This is a genomic window from Nostoc sp. NMS9 (genome assembly GCF_017114995.1).
Taxonomy (GTDB): Bacteria; Cyanobacteriota; Cyanobacteriia; order Cyanobacteriales; family Nostocaceae; genus Nostoc.
The window spans coordinates 207,710-230,154 of the sequence record NZ_JABXKL010000019.1 but is presented as its reverse complement, the minus strand read 5'-3'; the positions used below and the strand labels follow the sequence as shown (position 1 = coordinate 230,154).

19 protein-coding genes and 1 pseudogene are annotated in these 22,445 nt (G+C 40.5%); 11 read left to right on the top strand and 9 right to left on the bottom strand.

From position 1 onward, the window contains the following. Nucleotides 1–141 precede the first annotated feature (141 nt). A complete protein-coding gene (locus HWQ40_RS07915; protein WP_100899738.1) occupies nt 142–321 on the bottom strand; it encodes a hypothetical protein in 180 nt (59 codons plus the stop codon). Nucleotides 322–642: 321 nt separating this feature from the next. Here HWQ40_RS07915 and HWQ40_RS07910 point away from each other — a divergent pair, with 321 nt between their 5' ends. Continuing rightward, complete coding sequence (locus tag HWQ40_RS07910; RefSeq protein WP_292776310.1) at nt 643–867, top strand: hypothetical protein; 225 nt, start codon at nt 643–645, stop codon at nt 865–867. Nucleotides 868–975: 108 nt separating this feature from the next. Next, a complete protein-coding gene (locus tag HWQ40_RS07905; protein WP_292776308.1) occupies nt 976–1,305 on the top strand; it encodes a putative toxin-antitoxin system toxin component, PIN family in 330 nt (109 codons plus the stop codon). A 48-nt stretch (nt 1,306–1,353) separates the two neighbouring features. Here HWQ40_RS07905 and HWQ40_RS07900 read toward each other — a convergent pair whose 3' ends face one another. Together HWQ40_RS07900 and HWQ40_RS07895 are read right to left on the bottom strand one after the other, a co-directional pair. Further along, complete coding sequence (locus HWQ40_RS07900) at nt 1,354–1,530, bottom strand: hypothetical protein (RefSeq protein WP_292776306.1); 177 nt, start codon at nt 1,528–1,530, stop codon at nt 1,354–1,356. A 27-nt stretch (nt 1,531–1,557) separates the two neighbouring features. Continuing rightward, complete coding sequence (locus tag HWQ40_RS07895; RefSeq protein WP_292776303.1) at nt 1,558–3,534, bottom strand: DUF1565 domain-containing protein; 1,977 nt, start codon at nt 3,532–3,534, stop codon at nt 1,558–1,560. Between the two features lie 585 nt (nt 3,535–4,119). On the opposite strand from HWQ40_RS07895, the gene HWQ40_RS07890 reads away from it, so the two are divergent. The 4 genes from HWQ40_RS07890 to HWQ40_RS07875 all read left to right on the top strand — a co-directional run bounded on the left by HWQ40_RS07890 (nt 4,120) and on the right by HWQ40_RS07875 (nt 10,237). Further along, nucleotides 4,120–5,175: a thiamine phosphate synthase gene (locus tag HWQ40_RS07890; protein WP_292776301.1), complete on the top strand. Its 1,056-nt coding sequence runs from the start codon at nt 4,120–4,122 to the stop codon at nt 5,173–5,175. A gap of 98 nt (nt 5,176–5,273) precedes the next feature. Then, nucleotides 5,274–5,486, top strand: coding sequence for a sulfur carrier protein ThiS (gene thiS, locus HWQ40_RS07885; RefSeq protein WP_292776299.1), 213 nt, complete (start codon nt 5,274–5,276; stop codon nt 5,484–5,486). Nucleotides 5,487–5,679: 193 nt separating this feature from the next. Then, nucleotides 5,680–6,018 (top strand): CU044_2847 family protein, encoded by a 339-nt coding sequence (locus tag HWQ40_RS07880; RefSeq protein WP_292776297.1) that lies wholly within the window; start codon nt 5,680–5,682, stop codon nt 6,016–6,018. Beyond that, entirely contained in the window at nt 6,002–10,237 is a 4,236-nt protein-coding gene (locus HWQ40_RS07875) for a trypsin-like peptidase domain-containing protein (protein ID WP_292776295.1), read from the top strand. The genes HWQ40_RS07880 and HWQ40_RS07875 overlap by 17 nt, the downstream gene beginning before the upstream one ends. 13 nt (nt 10,238–10,250) lie before the next feature. Here HWQ40_RS07875 and HWQ40_RS07870 read toward each other — a convergent pair whose 3' ends face one another. Then, on the bottom strand, nt 10,251–11,468 hold the full coding sequence (locus HWQ40_RS07870; RefSeq protein WP_292776292.1) for a glycosyltransferase family 4 protein: 1,218 nt from the start codon (nt 11,466–11,468) through the stop codon (nt 10,251–10,253). Nucleotides 11,469–12,578: 1,110 nt separating this feature from the next. Between HWQ40_RS07870 and HWQ40_RS07865 the strand changes: the two genes are divergently transcribed. Beyond that, nucleotides 12,579–13,562, top strand: a complete 984-nt coding sequence (locus tag HWQ40_RS07865) for a DUF1517 domain-containing protein (RefSeq protein ID WP_292776290.1) — start codon at nt 12,579–12,581, stop codon at nt 13,560–13,562. Nucleotides 13,563–14,014: 452 nt separating this feature from the next. Further along, complete coding sequence (locus HWQ40_RS07860) at nt 14,015–14,395, top strand: calcium-binding protein (protein ID WP_292776288.1); 381 nt, start codon at nt 14,015–14,017, stop codon at nt 14,393–14,395. A 3-nt stretch (nt 14,396–14,398) separates the two neighbouring features. Here the strand turns inward: HWQ40_RS07860 and HWQ40_RS07855 are convergent, their stop codons facing one another. From HWQ40_RS07855 to folB, 3 genes are all read right to left on the bottom strand, one after another. Further along, nucleotides 14,399–14,959: a sugar O-acetyltransferase gene (locus tag HWQ40_RS07855; RefSeq protein ID WP_292776286.1), complete on the bottom strand. Its 561-nt coding sequence runs from the start codon at nt 14,957–14,959 to the stop codon at nt 14,399–14,401. A gap of 430 nt (nt 14,960–15,389) precedes the next feature. Continuing rightward, nucleotides 15,390–16,673, bottom strand: coding sequence for a diguanylate cyclase (locus HWQ40_RS07850; RefSeq protein WP_292776284.1), 1,284 nt, complete (start codon nt 16,671–16,673; stop codon nt 15,390–15,392). Nucleotides 16,674–17,642: 969 nt separating this feature from the next. Beyond that, nucleotides 17,643–18,011, bottom strand: coding sequence for a dihydroneopterin aldolase (folB, locus tag HWQ40_RS07845; RefSeq protein WP_292776281.1), 369 nt, complete (start codon nt 18,009–18,011; stop codon nt 17,643–17,645). Nucleotides 18,012–18,178: 167 nt separating this feature from the next. Between folB and menD the strand changes: the two genes are divergently transcribed. Continuing rightward, a complete protein-coding gene (menD, locus tag HWQ40_RS07840) occupies nt 18,179–19,939 on the top strand; it encodes a 2-succinyl-5-enolpyruvyl-6-hydroxy-3-cyclohexene-1-carboxylic-acid synthase (RefSeq protein ID WP_292776278.1) in 1,761 nt (586 codons plus the stop codon). Here menD and HWQ40_RS07835 read toward each other — a convergent pair. Continuing rightward, nucleotides 19,911–20,186: a hypothetical protein gene (locus HWQ40_RS07835; protein ID WP_292776276.1), complete on the bottom strand. Its 276-nt coding sequence runs from the start codon at nt 20,184–20,186 to the stop codon at nt 19,911–19,913. The genes menD and HWQ40_RS07835 overlap by 29 nt on opposite strands. A gap of 171 nt (nt 20,187–20,357) precedes the next feature. On the opposite strand from HWQ40_RS07835, the gene HWQ40_RS07830 reads away from it, so the two are divergent. Then, a complete protein-coding gene (locus tag HWQ40_RS07830) occupies nt 20,358–20,687 on the top strand; it encodes a helix-turn-helix transcriptional regulator (protein WP_292776274.1) in 330 nt (109 codons plus the stop codon). Further along, nucleotides 20,687–21,820 carry a PIN domain-containing protein gene (locus HWQ40_RS07825; RefSeq protein WP_292776271.1) on the top strand — a complete coding sequence of 378 codons (1,134 nt, stop codon included), beginning with the start codon at nt 20,687–20,689 and terminating at the stop codon, nt 21,818–21,820. The genes HWQ40_RS07830 and HWQ40_RS07825 overlap by 1 nt, the downstream gene beginning before the upstream one ends. A 288-nt stretch (nt 21,821–22,108) precedes the next feature. Here HWQ40_RS07825 and HWQ40_RS07820 read toward each other — a convergent pair. Continuing rightward, nucleotides 22,109–22,435: pseudogene (locus tag HWQ40_RS07820) on the bottom strand (DUF4351 domain-containing protein); the annotation flags it as partial. Nucleotides 22,436–22,445 lie beyond the last annotated feature (10 nt).

The following is a 22,445-nucleotide window of genomic DNA, read 5'->3' as shown; positions in this document are numbered from 1 at the left end:
GCCAAATCAGCGCAGATATAAGGGTGTGCGATCGCGGGAATATCGGCGTTGCTGAATAAAGGCAAGTCCCAAAATTCACATTGAGTCAAGCTGCTAAATTGAAAAAACCCCGTTACTGGAATGTCAGTAACGGGTTCTATGTTAACTAGCTTGATTAATACGCCGTTTTAACTCAGCCTCTAATTGTTCTGGAGTGCTGACCACTACCCCCGGTTTCGCTCTCATGATGCTGAGGTAATGCTGAAATGCCTCCTCATCCTGGGGGTTTGATATCACATATTGTCTTAATTCTTGCTCATTAAGAGTTAAATAGTCTGTCATCGGATAATGTTCTCCGCATTAATAAGAATTTCTACTTGGATGGTTTCGCCTATCAAAATCACGATTCGGCTTGTCCTCTCATCAAATCTAACCAATGCTATATCTCTAAACAAATTACTAGCCCGAACACAAAAGTCAAAGAATGCTTTAAGTTGTTCGATGGTCGGTTCCATACCTTTTACCATTGAATAAAATTAAATCGGTTCATTCGTGACAAGTTAGGATAACATTGCTTTTGTCAATTATAAATTCCGCTGAAAAGACTGATAGTGATCGCACAAACGCACTAAAATTTAAGAAACTATCATGATGGGTACTGACATGGTATCGATCCCAATTACTTTGGAACAACTCATTACGGCGGTACAACAGTTGCAGCCAGACGAACGAGCAAAAGTCGCTAGAGCCTTGATTCAAATAGATTTACGTTCAGATTTGACGGCTTTAATTCAAGAACTTTATGCCGAACCCCCCGTGAATGAGATTACAGACGATAAAATCAGGGCTGAAATTAAAGCTGTGCGTCAGCAATCCCAGCAGGTCTAATGTTGCGAGTGGTCATCGACACCAACATTTGGATTCGCATTTTGCTGAAAGGGCGAGTTACATTGCCGATTTTGGCAGCATTTAATGAGGATAAATTCCAGTTGGTATATGAGTCAACCCCTTATGGAAGAACTCCATCTTGTTTGGAATCGCCCCCGTTTAAGAGAGCGGATTGATTCTAGTCAGGCGATTCGCCTAGAACAACAATTGCAGTACCGCACCTTATGGGTTGAGTTGAAAACTGTTCCGCCTAATTGTCGAGATTCTAAAGATTTACCTGTGTTGGCTACAGCGATTGATGGCAAAGCGGGGATTATCGTATCTGGAGATGATGACTTGCGGGCTGATGATGATTTAAGAGCAGTAATGGCAAGCTATAGCATTCAGTTACTGGGTGTTCATTCTTTCCTGAAATATCTAGATGAAGGTGATGGATAAAGGATGCTTTCCCCGATCGCTCTCTAAAACAAGAACGCGATCGCTAATTCAACTTATGCCTAATCGCGATCTCACCCCCTTGACTAAAAGAGCGATGCCTTCCCACAGTAGGAAAGCGATCGCTCTCTCAAGTCGATTGATATCATTTTGACCCGCGATCGCCCTGACATCAAAATTCAAAATTGAGGAAAAAGACTGGAGGGTATGTAAGTCTTTCCCCTCCACCCCTTTTGCCCTATGTCCAATGCCCAATTAATTCAACGGCTCCATAATGACTCTTAAACCATTATTAGAGAGTGTTTTGAGCATTTCTTTAGCGTTATATTCACTATTAAATACTCCTGCTTGCATAACTCTTTGACCTTGCCAAACTGTGGGAAACGCGCCAGGAGCAAGGAATCGTACTAAATCTCGATCTTTATCGGTTGCAAGTGGCACTACTACGCGATAACGCACACCAGATTGTGTTGCAGATTTACCACTATAGGGAATACTTGCAGAACTTGTTTGCAGATTGCGAGTATTAACAATGGGGATATTGCGATCGGGAAGTGGTAAAAGTTCTGAAGCACCTGGAGCAGCAGTTTCTAATATTGGTAATGGCCTTTGTGTTTGATCCCTCTGTCCAACTGAATTGGATGGGGACTCAGGGGCAGTAAACTCAATGGTATTAGGATCGATCCGCACATAATTTAACTGTGGTGTATCAGGTGGCTGTGCTGGACTGGAAGTTGCAATTTGAGTGTTAGTTGGTATTTGTCTACCTGACAAGCTGCTAGGAGTAGGAAATCCGGCAACTCTAGAAGTGGGTGATTGTTTGGATATAGGCAGGGAAAGCGGTACATTATTGGCTGGGATTAATGGCAGCAGTTGACTGTTTAATTGTGTAGAAACAGGATTATTTGCTGCAATGCTGTTGCTGGTTTGCCTATTAGCAGTTTCAGAAATTTCAGGAGATGAGAAGGTGATTTCCCCGGTTGGTGGTATTTCTCGTAATACGTTGTTGGGAGCGGGTTGGGAATTTTGGGTTGCTAGTGCTGTTGTACCATTAATATCTACCTTGCCAGTGATGCGATCGCTCACAAGGTTGTTACCAGCAGCAGGAATCACCTGTTTAGCAGCACTGGCGTTAATGTCGTAGCGGGCATTATTTTGAAATGTATTACCCCCAGGTTCCGATGCACTACCCAAATCTGGCATTGCTTGAGCGATCGCAACTAAACCATCTTCTTTATTATCTTGAATAATATTATTCCGCAAAATCGGGCGGGCATTTGCTTGCACGACAATTCCCGATCTATTGTTCTGAATTTGATTACTTATGACTATAGGAGCGGCGTTTTGGGCAATATTAATGCCAAAACCTGTTTGGTGAAAGACATTTTCCTTCACTTGGGGATTAGAGTTACCAGCAATTGTGATGCCATTGGCTCCATTGCGATCAAAGTAATTTTTGCTAATGGTGGGTGCAGCATTACCACAGACAGAAATCCCATCTTGAGTACTGCCAGTAAATGTATTTTCCGCGACTACCGGATTGCTAGATTCAATCCATAAACCGTAACCACGGCGATTAGAGTTCGTCACCGTTACCCCAGTCAGCAAGACTTGATTGGCCCCTACAATTGTGACGTTTTGACCAGCAAAGCTCCGACTTAGGTAATCACCGCCTCCTTGAATGATAATGTCTTTACCTTGATTGCTGGGATTGCCTTGAATTGAAATACCCGGTTTCAGTATTAAGGGAAATTCCTCCCCTGTCTCGGCGCTATAAGTGCCGGTGGAAAGCATAATTACAGTATTGGCGTTAGCTAATCGCAACGCTTGGGTAATCGTCTTTACAGGAGCGGATTCGCTGCCATTGCCTGCCTTGTCATCTCCAACACCAGGATTGACAAATAGTATATTAGCCTGAGAAGGTGTTTTCTGATTCAGAGGCGCTGAATCTGGTGTTGATGGAATTTGAGCGATGCCTTCTCTACGAGAGGCTTCTCTTTCAGAGACGCTAACGCGTAGCTTGCTTCCCTGTAAGGGTACGCCAACGGCGAGCTTTGCTAACGCACTATCGAGGCTTATACCCAGGAATGCTATACTTGCCGCCCCCATACTTACAGTAAAAGATAATACTGAAAAATTAAAAAATAAAAGCCTTGCTGATTTCAGAAACTTCAGCTTTGCAAACAGAACATCTACTCTACGGTACCCAGGAAACACACGAGGGAGAATCATATTTAACACGACTCCTTATAAGTAATCATAAATTCTTATACTCTCTAGAGGTATTATGTCGATAATATTACTCATATATTGACCGATTGGCGATATTTAATACATAGTAATAAATGATATTAAACATCTCCAGAAATTAATTGTGCGTTGCCCAAAATCATTTGTACGCACAATTCATGAATTTTGCCTACGTCAATTTAACTCCCATATCTAAATAGATATAAGAGTTAAATTAAATATGCGTTATCCAAAACCCTTGTAGAGAGGTAACACTGCTAGTCTTTACATGATTTTCACTAATATATATATCTATTGTGGATTTTCTGGTGTATTACCTTTTGGCAGTCCTTTGCAAGCTTGTTGTTTACCGTAAAATACTTGACTAAGCTCAGTGCGAAACTGTAGCCTCAAACTACCCTTATCACTGTTTATAGGAACATGGGATAATTTACCGTAACCCTCACTACTGCGTTTTTTTGCGTAGATTCCGCAAAAATTAGTAAAAAAAAGCAAATTAATTAACTTATGGTTACTAGGACTTATGATAATTCACACTTCGATGAAAGCACTAATGGGGTTGTTGTAATGGTCGAGCCATACAGCCAAAAAGAGCAAATACAGCAAGTTGTTTACCGCATTTTAGATGCCAATTTAGACCGCGCTCGTGAGGGCTTGCGAATTATTGAGGAATGGTGTCGGTTTGGGTTGAATAATGCCCAGTTGGCTCTTGAATGCAAGCGGCTGCGACAAGAGGTAGCCAAGTGGCATACCCCAGAATTACGGGCGGCGCGAGATACACCAGGCGATCCGGGGACTGAGTTAACCCATCCTCAAGAAGAACAACGAGCTAGTATAAAATCGGTATTGCAAGCTAACTTTTGCCGAATAGAAGAAGCATTACGGGTGTTGGAAGAATACAGCAAGCTAACCCTGCCAAATATGGCTAAAGCTTGTAAGCAGATGCGCTATCAGGTTTATACCCTAGAAAGTAATTTAATGGGTCATCAGCGCCATCAATTGTTGTGGCGATCGCATTTGTATCTTGTGACTTCCCCTAGTGAAAATTTGTTGAACAATGTCGAGGCTGCACTCAAAGGGGGATTAACGCTTTTACAATACCGCGACAAAACCGCCGATGATTCTTTGCGTCTGGAACAAGCGAGAAAATTACGGCAGTTATGCCACATCTATGGTGCTTTGTTTATTGTTAACGATCGCGTGGATGTAGCTTTAGCTGTCGATGCCGATGGGGTGCATTTGGGACAACAAGATATGCCTATTGCTGTTGCTCGACAATTACTGGGTTCGCAGCGTCTGATAGGGCTTTCTACCACAAATAAAGAAGAAATGCAAGCAGCAATTGCTGAAGGTGTAGATTATATTGGCGTGGGGCCAGTTTATGAAACTCCCACCAAAGTAGGTAAAGCAGCAACAGGGCTAGAATATGTCAGCTATGCAGCCAAAAATTGCTCAATTCCCTGGTTTGCAATTGGGGGAATAGATGCCAATAATATCAATGATGTGATCGATGCCGGAGCCGAACGTGTAGCGGTGGTGCGATCGCTCATGCAAGCCGAACAGCCTACCCTCGTGACACAATATTTGCTCTCGCAACTCAATCGCATTAAACCAGAACTCTAAAAGAGTCATTTGTCATTTGTCATTCGTCATTTGTCATTTGTCCAAAGTAAGTAACCAATACCTAATACTCCATTCCCTAGTCCCAATTCCCCACATTTATGTCTAACGAGATTACGATTCAGGTAAATGGGGAAACCCATAGCTGTTCGTTTCAAACTTCTTTACCCGACTTACTCCAACAGTTGGGTTTTAACCCCCGCTTGTTAGCTGTGGAGTATAACGGCGAAATTTTACACCGCCAATTTTGGCCGGAAACAAAAGTGCAACCAGGCGATCGCTTAGAAGTGGTAACTATCGTTGGTGGTGGTTAGTTAATTTGAGCCAGTTTTAATCTGTTTCAACCTCCAGGGTTTTCGGCATATTTCTGATCAACCTATTTGGGGTTGCAAAATTGTCGTTAGATTCTAAAAGTCCCATTATCTGGAAACCTCAAGTAATAAAAAACCTTCTACAATCAATGTAAATTGATTTTTACGTATTTATACCCAATTTTATAAGTTTGTTGTGAAACGCATAGTAGAATTTCCTCTTGAAAGTGGCGAATCCATTCTTGTTGAAGTAGACGAAGCAGCACAAATCGACGATCGCATCGGTTTGCGAGACCAAGTGGTTGATAAAGCTACACAAACTTTCGAGTCAGCCCTAGAAACCGTCAAGCCGATCACTAATGCAATTATTACCAAAATAGGCAGCATCAAACAACCGGCAGATGAAGTGGAAGTCAAGTTTGGCATCAAGATTAGCGCTCAACTTGGAGCAGTTGTAGCTTCTGGTAATAGTGAAGTCAACTATGAAATCACCCTGAAGTGGAAAAGAGATTCACAAAATGGCAGCACCCCTTGAGTTATCTATTGTCAGGATTTACTCCAATGGTGGCAAAGTAATTGGTGCTGGTTTCTTAGTTTCCCAAAAGTACATCCTCACCTGCGCCCATGTAGTAGCTGATGCCTTGGGACTTCCAAGGAATACTGTCCAAATGCCAGATGCAGAAATCACCTTGGATTTTCCCCTAGTGGCAGCTAAACAACTCCTCCAAGCTAAGGTTGTTTTCTGGCTACCTGTAAATCCTGGTATGGCACTAGAAGATATTGCTGGATTGGAATTAAAACATTCTCCTCCAGATAAAGCTCTACTCGCACCATTAATTACATCTGATGATTGGGCGGGACATCCTTTGAGAGTATTAGGTTTTCCAGCAGGACAACCAGATGGTGTTTGGGCTACTGGCGTTTTACGTGGACGCACAGCTAAAAGTTGGGTGCAGCTAGAGGATGTGAAACAACCAGGTTATAGACTAGAGCCTGGTTTCAGTGGTGCGCCTATATGGGATGGTGAGCTTCAGGGTATAGCAGGTATAGCAGTAGCAGTAGACATCAACCGACCAGAAGCTAAAGTTGGGTTTATGATTCCCACACAAGTGTTGGTGAGTGCATGGTCTGTGTTGCGTGACCAAGCTATTGCCTCTTGTCCCTATCGCGGTTTATTTCCTTTCCGGGAAGCAGATACACGGTTTTTCTTTGGACGGGATATTTTCACCCAAAAACTAGTAGATACAGTCCAAAAACAATCATTGGTAGCGGTAATTGGATCGTCTGGTAGTGGTAAATCTAGCGTAGTGTTTGCGGGTTTAATTCCGCATCTACGCCAGCAAGGTAATTGGCTGATCGAATCTTTTCGCCCAAAAACTCATCCTGTAGATGAATTAACAGCAGTAATTGTGCGCCTGCGTGAACCAAAGGAAACGAAGATACAACAAGATATTGATGCCAGAAAATTAGCTGGTGCGTTGCGAGAGGGAGAACTAGGACATACTTTTTTATCGCAGGTTTTGTCGGAGAATGAGGATAACCGCCTGTTACTGGTGGTCGATCAATTGGAGGAACTTTATACTTCTTGCTCAGATGTTAAAGAGCGCCAGCTATTTTTAAATCAATTACTAGAAGCGGCTAAACTGGTACAGAATTTTACCCTTTTGCTGACCTTGCGGGCTGACTTTCTGGGATATGCACTTTCTGATCGTCGTTTCGCCGATGCTTTGCAGAATGCTGATTTAAAACTTGCTCCGATGAACCGAGAAGAATTGCAGCAGGCGATCGCTCGACCTGCAAACAAGCAAGGAGTAAGGTTAGAAGAGGGTCTTGCAGAGCGGATTCTCAGAGCAGTGGCGGATTCACCAGGCAATTTGCCATTACTGGAATTTACTTTGACGCAACTGTGGGCAAAACAGCAAAATCGCCAAATGACTCATGCTGCTTACGAAGTGATCGGCGGTGTAGAAAAGTCGTTGGCGAACCATGCAGAAGCTGAGTTTACTAGGCTCAATCCAGAGGAGCAACAACAAGCACAGCAAATATTTGTTCAACTGGTGCGGCCTGGGGAAGGCACAGAAGACACCCGCAGACTAGCTACCAAAAATGAGGTGGGAGACAATAATTGGGATTTGGTGAGGCGTTTGGCTGATGCGCGGCTAGTAGTAACTGGACGTGATGAAACTGCTGGTAAAGAAACAGTAGAGATTGTCCATGAAACCTTGATTCGGGAATGGGGACGACTGCACGTTTGGATGGAGAGCGATCGCTCTTTCCGCACTTGGCAAGAATTATTGCGAACAAGAATACGTCAGTGGGAAAATGCCGGACAAGATGAGGGGCCATTGCTGCGAGGTGTCCCCCTAGCGGAGGCAGAAAATTGGCTCAAGCAGCGCCGAGATGAGTTGAGCCAAGCAGAGCAAGGTTTCATCCAGCAGAGTTCGGCACTGCGCGATCGCGATCGTCAGCAAAAAGAACGCCGCCGCAAGCTGACTCTATTTGGGCTGACAGGTGGTTTAGTAGTAGTCTCAATCTTAGCTATGGTTGCATTTTGGCTGCGATGGACAGCCGAAGTTGAAGCCTCTGGAGTCACCGCTTTAAGAAATTTTGAGTCTGGCGCTGGAGAAATGGAGGCTTTAATGTCAGCAATGGAAGCCGGACAAGAAGTTAAAAAGATGGCTTTTTGGAACAGTCAATGTTTGCAAGACTGTCCAGCTACAAGTCCTCTGCTAGCTTTGCAAAAGATTCTGGATAATATTCATCAAACAAATCAAATCAATACTTACCAAAGAGGTGTAAATAGTATCCGTTTTATTCAAAAGGATAACCAACAGGAATTAATTGTTGTCGGTGGAGAAGATGGCACAGTCACATGGCGGGATTTCCTGGGAAAGCCATTGAGAACATTGAAAAATTCTAAACTGCACAACAACAGTATCAAGAGTATCGATTTTAACGAAGATCAAACAATATTGGCGACAGCTACAAGTAATGGTTGGGTAAAACTGTGGGATGTCTCACAGATGTGGAATTTTTTATCAGCAGATCAAAATTGGTCTCCACCTTCCATAACATCTATACATCATCAATGTGAAATAAAAGAATACGACTTAGCAAAAGAGGGTGATAAATGTAGTGTTAACAATGTTCGTTTTCTTCCCAAGATAAACCTGTTGGCAACAACTGGAGATGATGGCTACGTCAGACTATGGACTCTCCAAGGACAACTTTTTAAAACAATACCTGCTCACAGCAGTAGTATCAAAAGCCTTAATCCCAACCCTTATAATAACCAGCAATTTGCCACAGCTGGAGAGGATGGACTGGCAAAGCTTTGGGATATCAATCAGACAGAATCGATAGCAATATTTAAAGGTCATCAATGCAATGTCAAAGACACTAAAAAATGTAGTGTTAACAGCGTCTGGTTTCACCCCAAAGAAAAACAACTTGCGACAGCTGGAGATGATGGTACCGTCAGGCTGTGGGATTTTTCAGGAAAAGAACTGGCAGAAAAAAAATTTGAGGCTCACCCTGAAGGTGTGGAGACAGTTCGTATTAGCAATGATGAACTGATTGCTACATCAGGTAGCGATGGCAAAGTCCGACTGTGGAAAAATTTCAATAGAACACTGGAAGCAGAATTTAAGGGTCATCAGGGCAGTGTTGTCAGCATTCGCTTTAATACGAAGGGCGATACTCTTGCTACTGCTGGAAAAGATGATGGTACGGTGAAATTTTGGGCAGTTCCAGGAAAATCATTAATCAAACCCAAAAATCCCTTAATCAAACTAGAGGGGCATGAAAAAGCTGTTGGTAGTGTTCGTTTTAACCCAGAAGGCAACTTACTGGTTACAGCTTCAGATGATGACTATATTAGGATTTGGAACCTCGAAGAGAAGCTGGTAAAAAAATTCAAAGCCGGTCAAAGTGGTGTCAATACTGTACGTTTTAGCCCAGACAAAGCAAAAAACTTAATTGTTACAGGTGGAAAAGATGGCACAATAAAGCTCTGGACGCGCACTGGGGATTGGTTAAATAGTCGGAAACCTTTTGAGGGGCATTCTCAAGCAATATGGAGTATCAATTTTAATACCGCAGGAAATGAGCTTGTTAGTGCTGGAGATGATGGCAAACCGATACGGTGGGATCTCAACGGAAACAAGTTGCAAGAAGTTCCGCACGAAGGCAAAGTTAACGGCGTTACATTTAGTCCAGATGACAAGCTTATAGCTATAGTTGGAGAAAATACGAAGGCATTTCTATGGGATATTAGTAGCAAGAGCAAGAAGTTGTCTATAAAATTGATCGGTCATAATGGCAATGTTAACACAGTCAATTTTAGTCTCAAAGAAAATAAACTGGCTACAGCTGGAGACGATGGGACGGTTATCTTATGGGATTATTTCGGAAATAAGTTAAAACAATTTAAGACTTATCAAGGCAGGGTTACACAATTACGTTTCACATGGGACGGTAAAATCCTAGCGACAGCTTCTGCTACTAACAAAATTCGGCTGTGGAATTTATCATCAGGACAACAGGTAGCAGAATTTACAGATCATCAAGGCAATATTAATAGTTCAGATTTTAGCCCGCATGGTAAACTGCTGGCTACAGCCAGTGAAGACAAGACGGTAATTGTGTGGCGTATCCGGGGACTAAATGAACTGCTGGATGAAGGGTGCGATCGCCTTAAAGATTACCTTGTAACTAACCCTGATGAAAAGAAAAAACTGAGTGTATGCCCTTGAATGTAATAAAGTCTTACAAATCAGACTTGTAAAGCGATCGATGAAGGGTTCTACGCTTGGCTAATTCTTTACCTTTGCGACCAAGTTGCTCGCGTAGTTGCTGGTCTTGGCACAACCGATTGAAAGCTTGAAACACTTCATAACCAGAATTAGGATTGACCAGTATGCCATTTTCTTCATGCTGAACTGTATCTAGAACACCGCCTAAACGAGGGGCAATTACAGGCTTACCGAAGTAACTTGCTTCTAAATAAGCCATACCAAAACCTTCCATATTATTAGGTTTAGTATCCGATAAAGTCAGCATGGCAAATATGTCGCAAGCTGCATAATAACTTGCTAATTCTCGCTCTGGCACATATCCAGCAAAGTGGACGCGCTTATTTACTCGCAAACGATGCGCCAGAGATTTCAGTTCCGACTCACTTGGCCCTTGACCGCAGAGTATATAGTGGACATCAACCCCAAAAGTTAGCAGTATTGGGATATTATCAATTACTCGGTCGAAAGCTTTATGTTTTACTACCCTGCCGATGGAGAGAATAACTATTGCTGTGTCGGGAATGTTGTACGTCTGACGCACGCGAACCCGTAAATCATCAAGGCTACTGGGACTGACTACATTATTACCAAATTTTTCTGGTCTGATTACTGGGTTAATGACGTGGGTAGGAGTATTTAATCGGAAAGCAGTTCTAAGGTAGTCTCTTGTATAATAACTGTTACAAACAATACCTTCGGCGCGTTTGAGTGTTAATTTAAATAGCGATCGCAGCACGGGATTGTGTAAAGTAGAAAGAAGATCGTTGCCGTGCAGATAGATAAAAAAGCGAATAGGTAACAAATAGCTCAATAGCAACAGTGAAGGAAAATCATAGCCGTGGGCCCACTCTATGTAACGATAGTGATAGCGAAAATAGAGTTTAATTGCTAGGACAAATGAGCAGACGATATTGAGCAAAGGCTTCAGGATATTTCCTACATAGCCACTACGCCAATATTTAGGATAATACCAGCGATACACAGGAAACTGTTGACTCTTATCAAATACTTGATCTCCTGAGCAACTAGCTGCCAGCACAATTATTCGTTCTGGATCTTGGAGACAGCGATTGTAGATATATTCCCCAATTACAGCTTCTTTCGGCAGAAAGATCCGGGATATGACTAGGATATCTGGGTATGCAGCTTTGTCTCTGATTTCGGCTGTTAGTTGAGAAATATGTTCCATAATAAAGTTGATGACTATATTTCAAATAGTTTTTAATATTTACAATTAGGATTACTTTCAAAGCCATCATTATTATTTTATTTCTTTTAAAACGAATTTGGTAGACAAATTTGAAGCCTATTTTAGAAGATTAGCCGGGAAAATTGTTTTTTAATTGTGTTGATTTTATTTTTGTTGCAAATTTCTCATTACTTGATAATTTATGTGCATGATGAACAATAAATAAAAGCTAGCACTTGTAGCGAAATTGCTCAGTGAACAACTGTTGCGAAAATTCCTAAATTTAGCTACGTTCAATAGAATATCCTAAATACCTGAACTATTGTGCCAAAATGATAAAAATTTTTATAACTTTTTAGCAGCAAGGTAGTGTCTGTCTGGGATGAATTACAAGCATCACAGGCACTTATTATTATACGTACGCGTACATTTAAAGCTTACGAATGTACTAAATAATGCTATTAATGGGGGCAGGTCGTTGAGCCAGTGCTAAATCATGAGTAATCAGTTAAAAAGGAGTACTTATAATAAATATTCCTGACTTTTGACGTGATGTGGAAAAGCCCAGAAAAAACCTAACCTCCTTGCTGTGTCGGGAAGAGAGAAAATTTAAAGTCTCTCTGCTAGAAGGGAGAGATATGAAAAAGAGAGATTTTCCAAATTCCGTGAAAAGTCAGATTCACTCGCTACTCGGATGTTTACGTAAGTCCTATTTTTACTCAACACTGTTCCAGTGAATAATTAAAAAAATTAGTCAAAATAATCACTAAAAATTAAAATCATCTGTATAATTCAAAACTGTAGTGTGAGACTCCTAGTCCAAGGCATAGCAAACAATTGCCCGTAGGCGTAGCCCATCGTAGACATCGCAAATTTCTCTAAGGATAAACATGTCTTCAGGTACGGTTCCCCAGTCGAGAAATCCCCCCTGCGATCGCTACTTACCGAAGATAAGACGCGGTAAATTAAATATGTAGCCTCTAAAAGGGTATGCTACGTGAATGCTACAAACTTGCTTGTTACGGGCTAGTGTTAGTGACATCCTGCAACACTGGTTCCAACATGGGGAAAAATCATAAATAATAATTCCGTTTTTCAAGCGATAATCTTATGCGTAAAAAACTACAACAAACCATCAAACCGCTGTTAAAAACCTTCTTAGCCCTAAGCTTGGTGTTAGCTTTGGCTCTTGGTCATGCTGACGGCGCATTAGCAGCCCGCAGTGGGGGTCGCATCGGTGGTGGCTCCTTTAGAGCGCCTTCTAGCCGCACCTATACACCGCGCACTTATGCACCTCCTGGCGGGGGCGGATACTATCCTGGTGGTGGTTTTGGTGGTGGCTTTGGCTTTCCCTTCCTACTTCCCTTCTGGGGTATTGGAGGAGGATTTGGTGGTATATTTACCATCTTAATTTTCTTGGCGATCGCTAATTTCTTATTGCAAACTTTCCGCCGCGTCTCTAGCGGTGAAACTGGAGAAGCAGATTACAGCAGTAACTCTCCTGTTTCTGTAACTCGTTTGCAAGTAGGTTTGTTAGCTCAAGCTCGTGAATTGCAAAATGAACTCAACCACATTGCTGAAACTGCTGATACTAACACCCCAGAAGGCAGAACAGAAATTCTCCAAGAAGCCAGTCTCGCTTTACTCCGCCATCCCGAATACTTTGTATATGCAGGTGGTGGCACTCAACAAGCCAGTTTAAATTCAGCTGAGGGTCAGTTTAATCGGCTGTCATTGGCAGAACGCAGCAAGTTTAGCGAAGAAACTCTTTCTAACGTCAACAATCAGCTAAGAGCAGCCCTTGCCAAAGATGCTTTACCTCCGGCTGGTGAACTCGACAACCCCACCCGCCTATTTACCGAAGGCGCTGGTGAATACATTATCGTCACCTTGCTGGCGGCGACACTAGGTAAGTTTGATATCCCCACAGCGATTAATAGTGCTGATGATTTACGTCAAGCTTTGCGGCAAATTGGTAGTATCCCTAGCGACAAGCTTCTAGCAATTGAAGTTCTTTGGACTCCACAAGCTGAAAATGATACTCTGACATCTGATGATGTGTTAGCAAATTATCCTGATTTGAGACTTGTTTAATCTCTGAAGAATATTGCATCTTAGTGCAACGAATAAGTTCCCCTTAAGAACAATAACTAAAAAACCGCTTGTCATTGACAAGCGGTTTTTTGTAGAATTTATATCATTTCCAGATAATTAGTTATTATTCCCACAGTCATTGCACCCCACCTTGCCCTAAGAGTTTGCAAAGAGGGGATTAAGGGGAGCCAGTGCGGTCTTCTCCCTTGGCGTTAGCCTCTCCCTTTGGGAGAAGGGGAGACGCCAAGGGCGATAGCGCAGCATTAGCGAGTCCGCGTTCGCTTTTAGCGTCTCGTAGAGAGCGTCTGGGGTCTCCCCAAGTGGAGCATCTGGCGTGTGGGGTTCTGGGAGGTGAATAAGTAATTATGCGGACATAATAGATATATTTAACTATGATTTTAGAAACATTTTGATAGTATTATCAAAATGAATTATACGCAAAGTGTTATCTTATGCCTAGTATTGAAGCCGACGAAAATCGAGAGCATCGCATAAAAACAGAGATTATTGTAGATGCTGAAGATAAAGAAGACCGGGCTATGGGTTGGTACTACTACCTCGAAGAGACTCTAAATTTTCCCTTTTTGGCTAGATGGACTAAGAAGGGACGCAAATCAGGTACTGTCGAGGAGAAACAAGTCGAAGTATTGGGAATGGCCCCAGACGATGAGTGCTTAAAAGATATGTTTGTCGAAGTAGCTTATATTAATGGTAAGGATGATGATGTATATTCTGCCAAATTATCTGAAATAGCAGTCATTGATGCTGATAGTGAAACTCAAGAAGCGATCGCAGACTGGCTCTATTGGATTGCTAGAGGTTATAAATTTTAAACTCTAGGATAAGTACCGAATGACGCGACAGGGATTACCAACAGCGACAACATTCTCAGGTATATCTTTGACAACTACACTACCAGCACCAATGGTTGTGTTATCACCAATAGTTACACCTGGACAAATAATTGTATTGCCACCAATCCAGACATTATTACCAATGTTAACTGGGGCAGCTAATTCTCTACCAGAAAGACGAATTTCTGGCTCTGTTGGATGATAAGCAGTATAAATTTGCACATAAGGAGCGCACAAAACATTTTCACCAATGTGAACTGTATTACAGTCTAAAATTACACAGCCATAGTTCATATACAATTTGTCGCCAGCAAAAATATTACTGCCATAGTCACAGTGAAAGGGTGGCACAATTGCTACTTTTTGACCGATTTTTCCAAATAATTCTTGTAAAATTTGCTGCCGTTGCTCTTGCTGTTCTTCGGTTGTAGAATTGTACTTTCGCAACAGACGATTGTCTAGCTTATTTTCGGCAGCCAATTCTGGATCTTCGGCCAAATATAATTCGCCTGCGAGCATTTTCTGTTTTTCGGTTTTTTCCATGACAGAATTATCGGGCTTCTTGGTTGTGCATGATATATCTTAGTAGCGGCTAGAGTAGCATATTTCATGCATATCAAAACAACAAAAAGATCCCCGAGTTATTGAAGAAGTCGGGGATCTGAGCCTCTTGGTAGAGAGCAAGTCAAATAGGATTGCTATTTTTCTATAATGATGGGATTGAGCCTTTTCAAGATAATTTGAGTCATATTAATCTCCTTAAAAATCAACCAACTCATCACTAATGAATTTATCACAAATTCATCATACTCCTTGAAGTACGAACTGTGCCTAAATCCAGACTTATTCTCATTTATCAAAGTTTATTGACATACAGACACACAGGACTGTATTACTACAAAGGTTACTCTATCTAGTTTTCAGACTTTTTCTTACGTCGAAATCAGGTTGAAGTGGCAGCAGAAATTACTAATTAACTAAATATGGCATAAGTAGCTTTTCCCTGCCGTTTAGCTCGATACATCGCAATATCAGCATCCCGCAGCAAACTTGCAGGCTCCTCATAATTACTAAAATTCCAAGTAATACCAATGCTAGCTGTAGTAGATAATTGATATCCATTCAGGTTAACTGGCAATCTTAAGGAATCTTGAATACGTTTGGCAACGTTGGTAGCGTCGGTAATGTCTTTAATATCCTCCAAAAGAACAGTAAACTCATCACCACCAAATCGTGCTACAGTATCGCCACTACGTAAGCATGACTCTAAACGTCTAGCGATCGCTACTAAAAAATCATCCCCTATTCCATGCCCAAAGCGATCGTTAATCTCTTTGAAGCCATCTAAATCCAAAAATAAAACTGCAAAATAATAATCGCTTCTGCGTTTGCTACGTTCAATGGTTTGTCTGAGCCGATCTAAAAATAAAATACGATTCGGTAATTCTGTTAGCCCATCATAAAATGCATTGCGGATCAGTTGCACCTCTGTCTGCTTACGTTTGGTGATGTCTTGAAAAACTAAAACTGCGCCAGTAATATTCCCATCTCGATCGCAAATAGGTGCAACATTATCCCCAATCGCTATTTCTTTGCCATCTTTGGTAATCAATGTACAGTTTTCTGGTAAATTGAAAACTTCACCTGTTTCGATTACATAAGTGGCCAAATTTTCAATTTTTTCTCCTACATCTTTATTGACTAAGTTAACGACTTCTATTAAATCTTTCCCGAACGCTTCACTTTGCTTCCAACCAGTGATTAGTTCTGCTATGGGATTCATCATTTCAATACAACCATTTGCATACGTCACAATTACTGCACAACCCATACTATTAATAATTGCCATCAACCTCTGTTTTTCTTCGTATAATATTTTTTTGCTCTGATGTTTGTACAGGGTCATTTCAATCATAAAATGTAAATCACTTTCAATAAACGGTTTGACTACGTAACTAAAAGGCTCACTTAGCTGATTTTTATGTAATGCTTTATATTCCGAACACTCCGTTAGATATACTACAGGCACATGGAAGTGATTCTGAATAATATCCGCTACGTGGAAACCGTCTATTTCTCCAGCTAGACAGATATCAATTAATACTAAATGTGGATGAGTTTCTGCTACCTTTTTTATTGCCTCCTCACCAGATTCAGTTATTTCTGATACTAAATAACCTAATTTTTGTAAACTTTTTCTAATATTTGAGGCTATATTTTTTTCATCCTCAACAACTAGGATTTTGCGGGCGAACATGTTACGATAACCTGTTTGCTAAGGTTCAGATTCTTGTTGTCAGTGTCAACTCAAGTTAAAAGTGCTTATCTTATCATAAACAATTTCTAACTACCCTGTATTCTTGCTTGATATTAATACTGACTAATGAGTAACGACAATTTCTATGCTTGTCAAAGCTAATTTTGATTAATTTATGTAGCTAATATGATGCTACTAACATCAAATTCAAATTAGAATGTAATTATCAAGCACTCAAAAACTGATTTTAAAATGTATACAATAATTTTGTATTGGCAAAGTATAAACACTAAGTATAATATCTATATACAAATTAATCAAGAAGAAAATTTTATAAAATTCCAGTATATTACTTTAATATAAGTTAAAAAATCTAGAGTGTGTTGTATGTAATACAATAATCTACACTCACTAAATTATTATTAATAATTAATTTTTACCTGTAATTAAAGAGTTTAATGCTGCTTTACCTACAAATAGTTTTTATATCAGATTAGGTCTAGATTCCGGTCTAAAAATGTCTGAAATCTTGAATGATGAGTGAACTCGTATTACTTAGAAATATTCAGATAAAAATCGTAAAGTGTTTTTTTTAAAATATCAGTAGTCTTGTAATAGCCTGGCAAGCCTAAATGTGTGCAATAGAAAAACTAGTTATGTTTCTCAAATCTCAATAATTGATACATTTTTAATGCACTATTTTAACCTTGCCATGCCACTACGCATATTTTACAAATCAAATACTAGCCCTATAGCTTCTGGTTAATACTTAATCACAATTCCTGTCCTCTGAAAATATGCAAGTTAAATGCTCATCAGCAGATCGCACTATTTTTTAGCTTTTTGATAGTTAGCAGGTGCTAAGGACAATGGCAGGAAAGATTCTCATTGTGAGACACTTCCAAGCTCCACGTAAACCCCCTGTTCTTTGCTAGCTGATAGATATTGAAAAAAAACACATTTTGTGAATTAAATATTGGACTTGATTTTAGTCAGTTCAATGCTAATTTTGCCACCAAAGTCTGGAATAGGTGCAGCAGGTTTGCTGAGAGTGACTTGGACTTTTGTTACACGATCGCACTCTTGGAGGAGAGAATCTGCGATCGTTGCTACCAATTTCTCCACCAAAGCAAATTTAGACGTTTTGATCAGATGTTGTATCAAGCTAATGACGCTGCGATAATCTAAAGTGTCTTCGATCGCGTCAGTCTTGGCCGCTGTGGAGATATCCAACCATAACCTCACATCCACCTCAAACCATTGCCCTAGCACCTGTTCTTCTGGTAGATACCCAGTGTAGCCATAGCCGCGAATTCCCGTTAAATGAATGCAGTCCATAAAAATTTGAGAGCAAATTGTGCATTTTGTAGAAAGTGAAGCAAGTTTGCTTGGAGATTTTCTTTCCTAGAAACTCGCGTGGCGGTGTTGGATTCCATCACCGTATTGATGGATTTTAAATTGAATTTCCCTAGACAAAATCTAAAATTTAAGATTGTTTTATAGCTATGTTTGATTTAATGCCGATCGCTTATAGGAATGTTAATCAACTTTGGGCTTACATTTTAACAGAGACGCTAAAGCGGTTGGGATTGACTTGTGCCATCATTTGTCCTGGATCGCGCTCTACACCCCTAGCGATCGCTTTTGCTCAACAAGCACCTGAGATTGAAGCGATTTCCATTCTCGATGAACGTTCCGCCGCCTTTTTTGCCTTGGGACAAGCTAAAGCAACCAGACGCCCGGTGGTACTAGTTTGTACTTCTGGTACAGCAGGGGCAAATTTTTATTCAGCAGTCATTGAAGCCTCATATAGTCGCGTACCACTGTTGATATTAACCACCGATAGACCTCCAGAATTGCGAGATTGTCACTCTGGGCAAACTGTAGATCAATTGAGATTATATGGAAACTACCCAAATTGGCAAACAGAGTTAGCCTTACCCTCCGCCGATCTGGGAATGCTAGCTTATCTGCGACAAACGGTAATTCATAGCTGGGAAAGGGCGCAAACTCCTACAAAGGGGCCAGTACATTTGAATATTCCCTTTCGCGATCCCTTAGCGCCTCTGCCTGATGGAACTGATTTGAGCTATTTGCAATCACAGTTTCACCCAGAAGACTTTTTCGCAGCAATAACAAACTCATGCCCCATGCCCCATGCCCCATGCCCCATGCCCAAAGAATGGAAAGAATGCGATCGCGGCATCATTATTGCAGGTGTTGCCCAACCATCGCAACCAGAAGAGTATTGTAGAGCGATCGCGCAACTTTCCCAAACTCTCAAATGGCCTGTGCTAGCTGAGGGACTTTCCCCAGTGAGAAATTATGCCGAACTCAACCCTTATTTGATTTCCACTTATGACCTGATTTTGCGAAATCAGCAACTAGCAAAGCAGCTAGCGCCCGAAATGGTGATTCAGGTGGGAGAAATGCCTACGAGTAAAGAACTGCGTACCTGGATAAATGCAACCCAACCGCGACGCTGGGTAATCGACAAGAGCGATCAAAACCTCGACCCTTTGCACGGGAGGACAACGCATTTACGGATATCTGTAGAAGATATAAAAGCAGAGGAGATAAATTTATCTTTCTCCTCAGACTATTTGCAGCAATGGTGTGATGCGGAAGCTAAAGTCAGGTTAGTTGTTGACCAGACGATGGGGAAAATAGATGAAGTCATTGAGAGTAAAGCAGCTTGGTTAATTTCTCAGATTTTACCAGCTGGAACGCCTCTGTTTATTGCCAATAGTATGCCTGTGCGGGATGTGGAATATTTCTGGAAACCGAATAATTTAGAAGTGCGATCGTATTTTAACCGGGGTGCAAATGGTATTGATGGCACATTGTCCACAGCTTTAGGAATTGCCCATCGCCAGCAAAGTAGTGTGATGTTAACGGGAGATTTAGCTCTGTTGCATGACACCAATGGTTTTTTAATCCGCAATAAGTTTGTCGGACATCTCACAATTTTGTTAATCAACAACAATGGCGGTGGTATTTTTGAAATGTTACCCATTGCCAAATTTGACCCACCATTTGAAGAGTTTTTTGGCACTCCCCAGGATATTAATTTTGCACAGTTGTGCGCTACTTATAATGTGCAGCATGAATTAATCACTTCTTGGCAGCAATTGCAGCAAAGATTAAACCCATTACCAAATACAGGAATTCGGGTTTTGGAATTGCAGACAAATCGCAAAAAAGATGCCAAGTGGCGACAGGATAATTTGCGTAAATTTAGCGAAGTGACCTGTAATCCTTCGTAAGTTTTGTCAACCGTTCGATCTTTCTATTTGCATCCCTTGATAGAGGAATATATAGTCCAGTAGAGAAAAGTCCAGTTACTGCTGTAACATTAGCTTGAGTAGCGTTGCCTGACAGCATGAGAAAACCAGCTAATAAACTCATGCTAATGGAAGCAGCAATCGCTACACAAGATAAAACGTAGCTCAATCGAGCTTGATAGTGATGTTCTTGATAGGTTGACCATTGCATCTTGTCATAGCTAGACATAGTTTACTCCTAATTTTGCTAATACTTAGTTAAAATAACCTAAAGCTTTTTAGGCTTATTTTTTTAGGCATGAATATAATTTAGCCTAAAACGGACAGGTTAACAAGTATTGCCTAAGCTTTTTTAGGGAAAAGTGCTAAAATAAGAGTTGTAAGCACAATAAGTAAGTGTATGGAACACATGAAAGCAGTCTCACGACTAGCTATACTTCGTGAGAAAGAAAACTTAACCCAGCGCCAACTAGCTGACCTTTTAGAGATTACTGAGAATACGGTCGCCAATTGGGAAACAGGCAGGAGTAGCGTGGAATGGATTGATAGAGTAGTCAAACTGTGCAAAATTTTTGCTTGTACACCAGAGGAGCTTATTGAGTATGTTGCAGATACCAAACCAGTAAAAACAGATTCTTTGGCAGAAATACGTGCCCGCTTAAATCCTCCTAAATCAGTCTCAGTAAACCAACAAAATCGTGACCAATCTTTGGAGTCGAGGGCGCACTAATGATGAAGGTGATACTTGATGCTGACTTGGTAATAGATTATTTACTACTACAACGAGAAGAAGTAGAAGAGTTAGGAAATATTATCGAAAATCAACAATGTCAATTTTTTATCACACAATCTGGGCTTGATAAAATTATTTCCTTAGCAGAGAATATATATTCCCCAGAGATAGCTAAAAAATTGATATCTGCCATATATAAAAAAATCACAGTCTGCGCTATAAACTATGAATTAAGTGAGCAGGCAAACTCATTCAATTTGATAGACTTTGAATCTGCGTTAGAGATTGCCTGTGCAACATCTATGAGGTGTAGTGCAGTCCTCACACGCAACCACCAAAATTTTCATGGTATAGACTTTCCTATCTGGTTATTAGAGAATTTACCAACACGCTTACAGTTGGATAAATGTCTACATTTTCCATTAAGAGTTAATTATTTAGAAAGTCAATATTTATCGAATTTAGATACACCTTCGTTCCATCCTTTGGAGATTGTAGGTATTATGGAATATAGAATTAGAAACTCAATTACTGTAGTTATTGAGTTTTTTGAACTTTTAAAAAAAGAAGGTTGCCAAGATATAATTTACAGAAAGTTTGAAAAAAAATATAAATATTCTGAAAGCAAAATTATTAATATACTGTCAGATTTGCAATTTTTTAAAATGGTGACAGTTAAAGATGGAAAAGTTAGCATACTACAAAATTTAGCAAATTCAGAAAACATGATTATAGCTAATTATTTGGCTAAATTTCTCAATCAACACATTGTAGTACAAAAACTTTATAAAAAATTTAAACCAAATGAGGCTTTTAGTAGAGAATATCTAAAGACTTTAATAAAGGAAGTATATCCTGAAGATAAATATAAAAGTAAGCGGTTTAAAAATTATTTACCACTACTATTTGATATATATCCTGATTCAATTGCTACGAAGTCAGCTGGAGATTATGTCAGCAGAATGCTAGGGTGGTTATTATTTACGGGGATACTAGAAAAAAACAATAAAGAGACAGTCACAATACCAATAAAGGCAAATGAAGGGAAGCAGAAAGGAAAGTTATTAGAAGAAACTGCAATTCAACAGCTAGAGCTAGATATGTCTATCCAGCAGTTAAATCTGTTTTAGAATTAGGTTCAAAGTTCGGTTATTAAACTTACAAGATCAATTAGAAGGTTAAAAGCGATCGCAATCTCAATTCCAACAACGCCAAAGCTAACGCTTCCAACGTTCCTCAGCAATTTCACCAAATAGTCGTTTTAACAGTCGGAGGACGAGCGATCGCACTTTTTCTTTCACCACTTCTGATATACCCGCGTGTCTACAAATGCTTCTTCAGTTCGGGAAACTTTATTTGTAGCCATAATTATTTTACGGAGTGCGATCAACCTCTTCCTCTACGTATCTGGGTAAAACTTACCCGCTTAGTTGACCTTGTAACCACCCTTCCAAATCAGCAAGAGTAGAGAAATCCAACAAAGCATCACCTAAAGCTTCTAACTGTTCCACCGATAAGCCTTGAATCTGAGACAGAAGCGCATCAGGAATTGCACCCACAAGTCGGTTTAACTGTCGTAAAACGACCTTTCTTTCTCCTTCTTCCTTCGCTTCTCGAATAGCCCGTGGTTCTTCCAAATTCAGTCCCAACATAGCTTGAATCTCCTCTCGACTAAGGTTAGAAAACTTGTAGACAATAATCGTCGTCACTAAATCAATTTGAGATACCAATTTTAGGGATCGCTCTTCTTCTCTG

Excerpts from the sequence above, each read along its gene's own strand:
- HWQ40_RS07830 (WP_292776274.1), top strand. The coding sequence starts at position 20,358 with ATGGAACACATGAAAGCAGTCTCACGACTAGCTATACTTCGTGAGAAA.
- HWQ40_RS07890 (WP_292776301.1), top strand. The coding sequence starts at position 4,120 with ATGGTCGAGCCATACAGCCAAAAAGAGCAAATACAGCAAGTTGTTTAC.
- HWQ40_RS07850 (WP_292776284.1), bottom strand. The coding sequence starts at position 16,673 with ATGTTCGCCCGCAAAATCCTAGTTGTTGAGGATGAAAAAAATATAGCC.
- menD (WP_292776278.1), top strand. The coding sequence starts at position 18,179 with ATGTTTGATTTAATGCCGATCGCTTATAGGAATGTTAATCAACTTTGG.
- folB (WP_292776281.1), bottom strand. The coding sequence starts at position 18,011 with ATGGACTGCATTCATTTAACGGGAATTCGCGGCTATGGCTACACTGGG.
- HWQ40_RS07865 (WP_292776290.1), top strand. The coding sequence starts at position 12,579 with ATGCGTAAAAAACTACAACAAACCATCAAACCGCTGTTAAAAACCTTC.
- HWQ40_RS07910 (WP_292776310.1), top strand. The coding sequence starts at position 643 with ATGGTATCGATCCCAATTACTTTGGAACAACTCATTACGGCGGTACAA.
- HWQ40_RS07895 (WP_292776303.1), bottom strand. The coding sequence starts at position 3,534 with ATGATTCTCCCTCGTGTGTTTCCTGGGTACCGTAGAGTAGATGTTCTG.
- HWQ40_RS07835 (WP_292776276.1), bottom strand. The coding sequence starts at position 20,186 with ATGTCTAGCTATGACAAGATGCAATGGTCAACCTATCAAGAACATCAC.
- HWQ40_RS07860 (WP_292776288.1), top strand. The coding sequence starts at position 14,015 with ATGCCTAGTATTGAAGCCGACGAAAATCGAGAGCATCGCATAAAAACA.
- HWQ40_RS07870 (WP_292776292.1), bottom strand. The coding sequence starts at position 11,468 with ATGGAACATATTTCTCAACTAACAGCCGAAATCAGAGACAAAGCTGCA.
- HWQ40_RS07915 (WP_100899738.1), bottom strand. The coding sequence starts at position 321 with ATGACAGACTATTTAACTCTTAATGAGCAAGAATTAAGACAATATGTG.
- HWQ40_RS07875 (WP_292776295.1), top strand. The coding sequence starts at position 6,002 with ATGGCAGCACCCCTTGAGTTATCTATTGTCAGGATTTACTCCAATGGT.
- thiS (WP_292776299.1), top strand. The coding sequence starts at position 5,274 with ATGTCTAACGAGATTACGATTCAGGTAAATGGGGAAACCCATAGCTGT.
- HWQ40_RS07905 (WP_292776308.1), top strand. The coding sequence starts at position 976 with ATGAGTCAACCCCTTATGGAAGAACTCCATCTTGTTTGGAATCGCCCC.
- HWQ40_RS07825 (WP_292776271.1), top strand. The coding sequence starts at position 20,687 with ATGATGAAGGTGATACTTGATGCTGACTTGGTAATAGATTATTTACTA.
- HWQ40_RS07855 (WP_292776286.1), bottom strand. The coding sequence starts at position 14,959 with ATGGAAAAAACCGAAAAACAGAAAATGCTCGCAGGCGAATTATATTTG.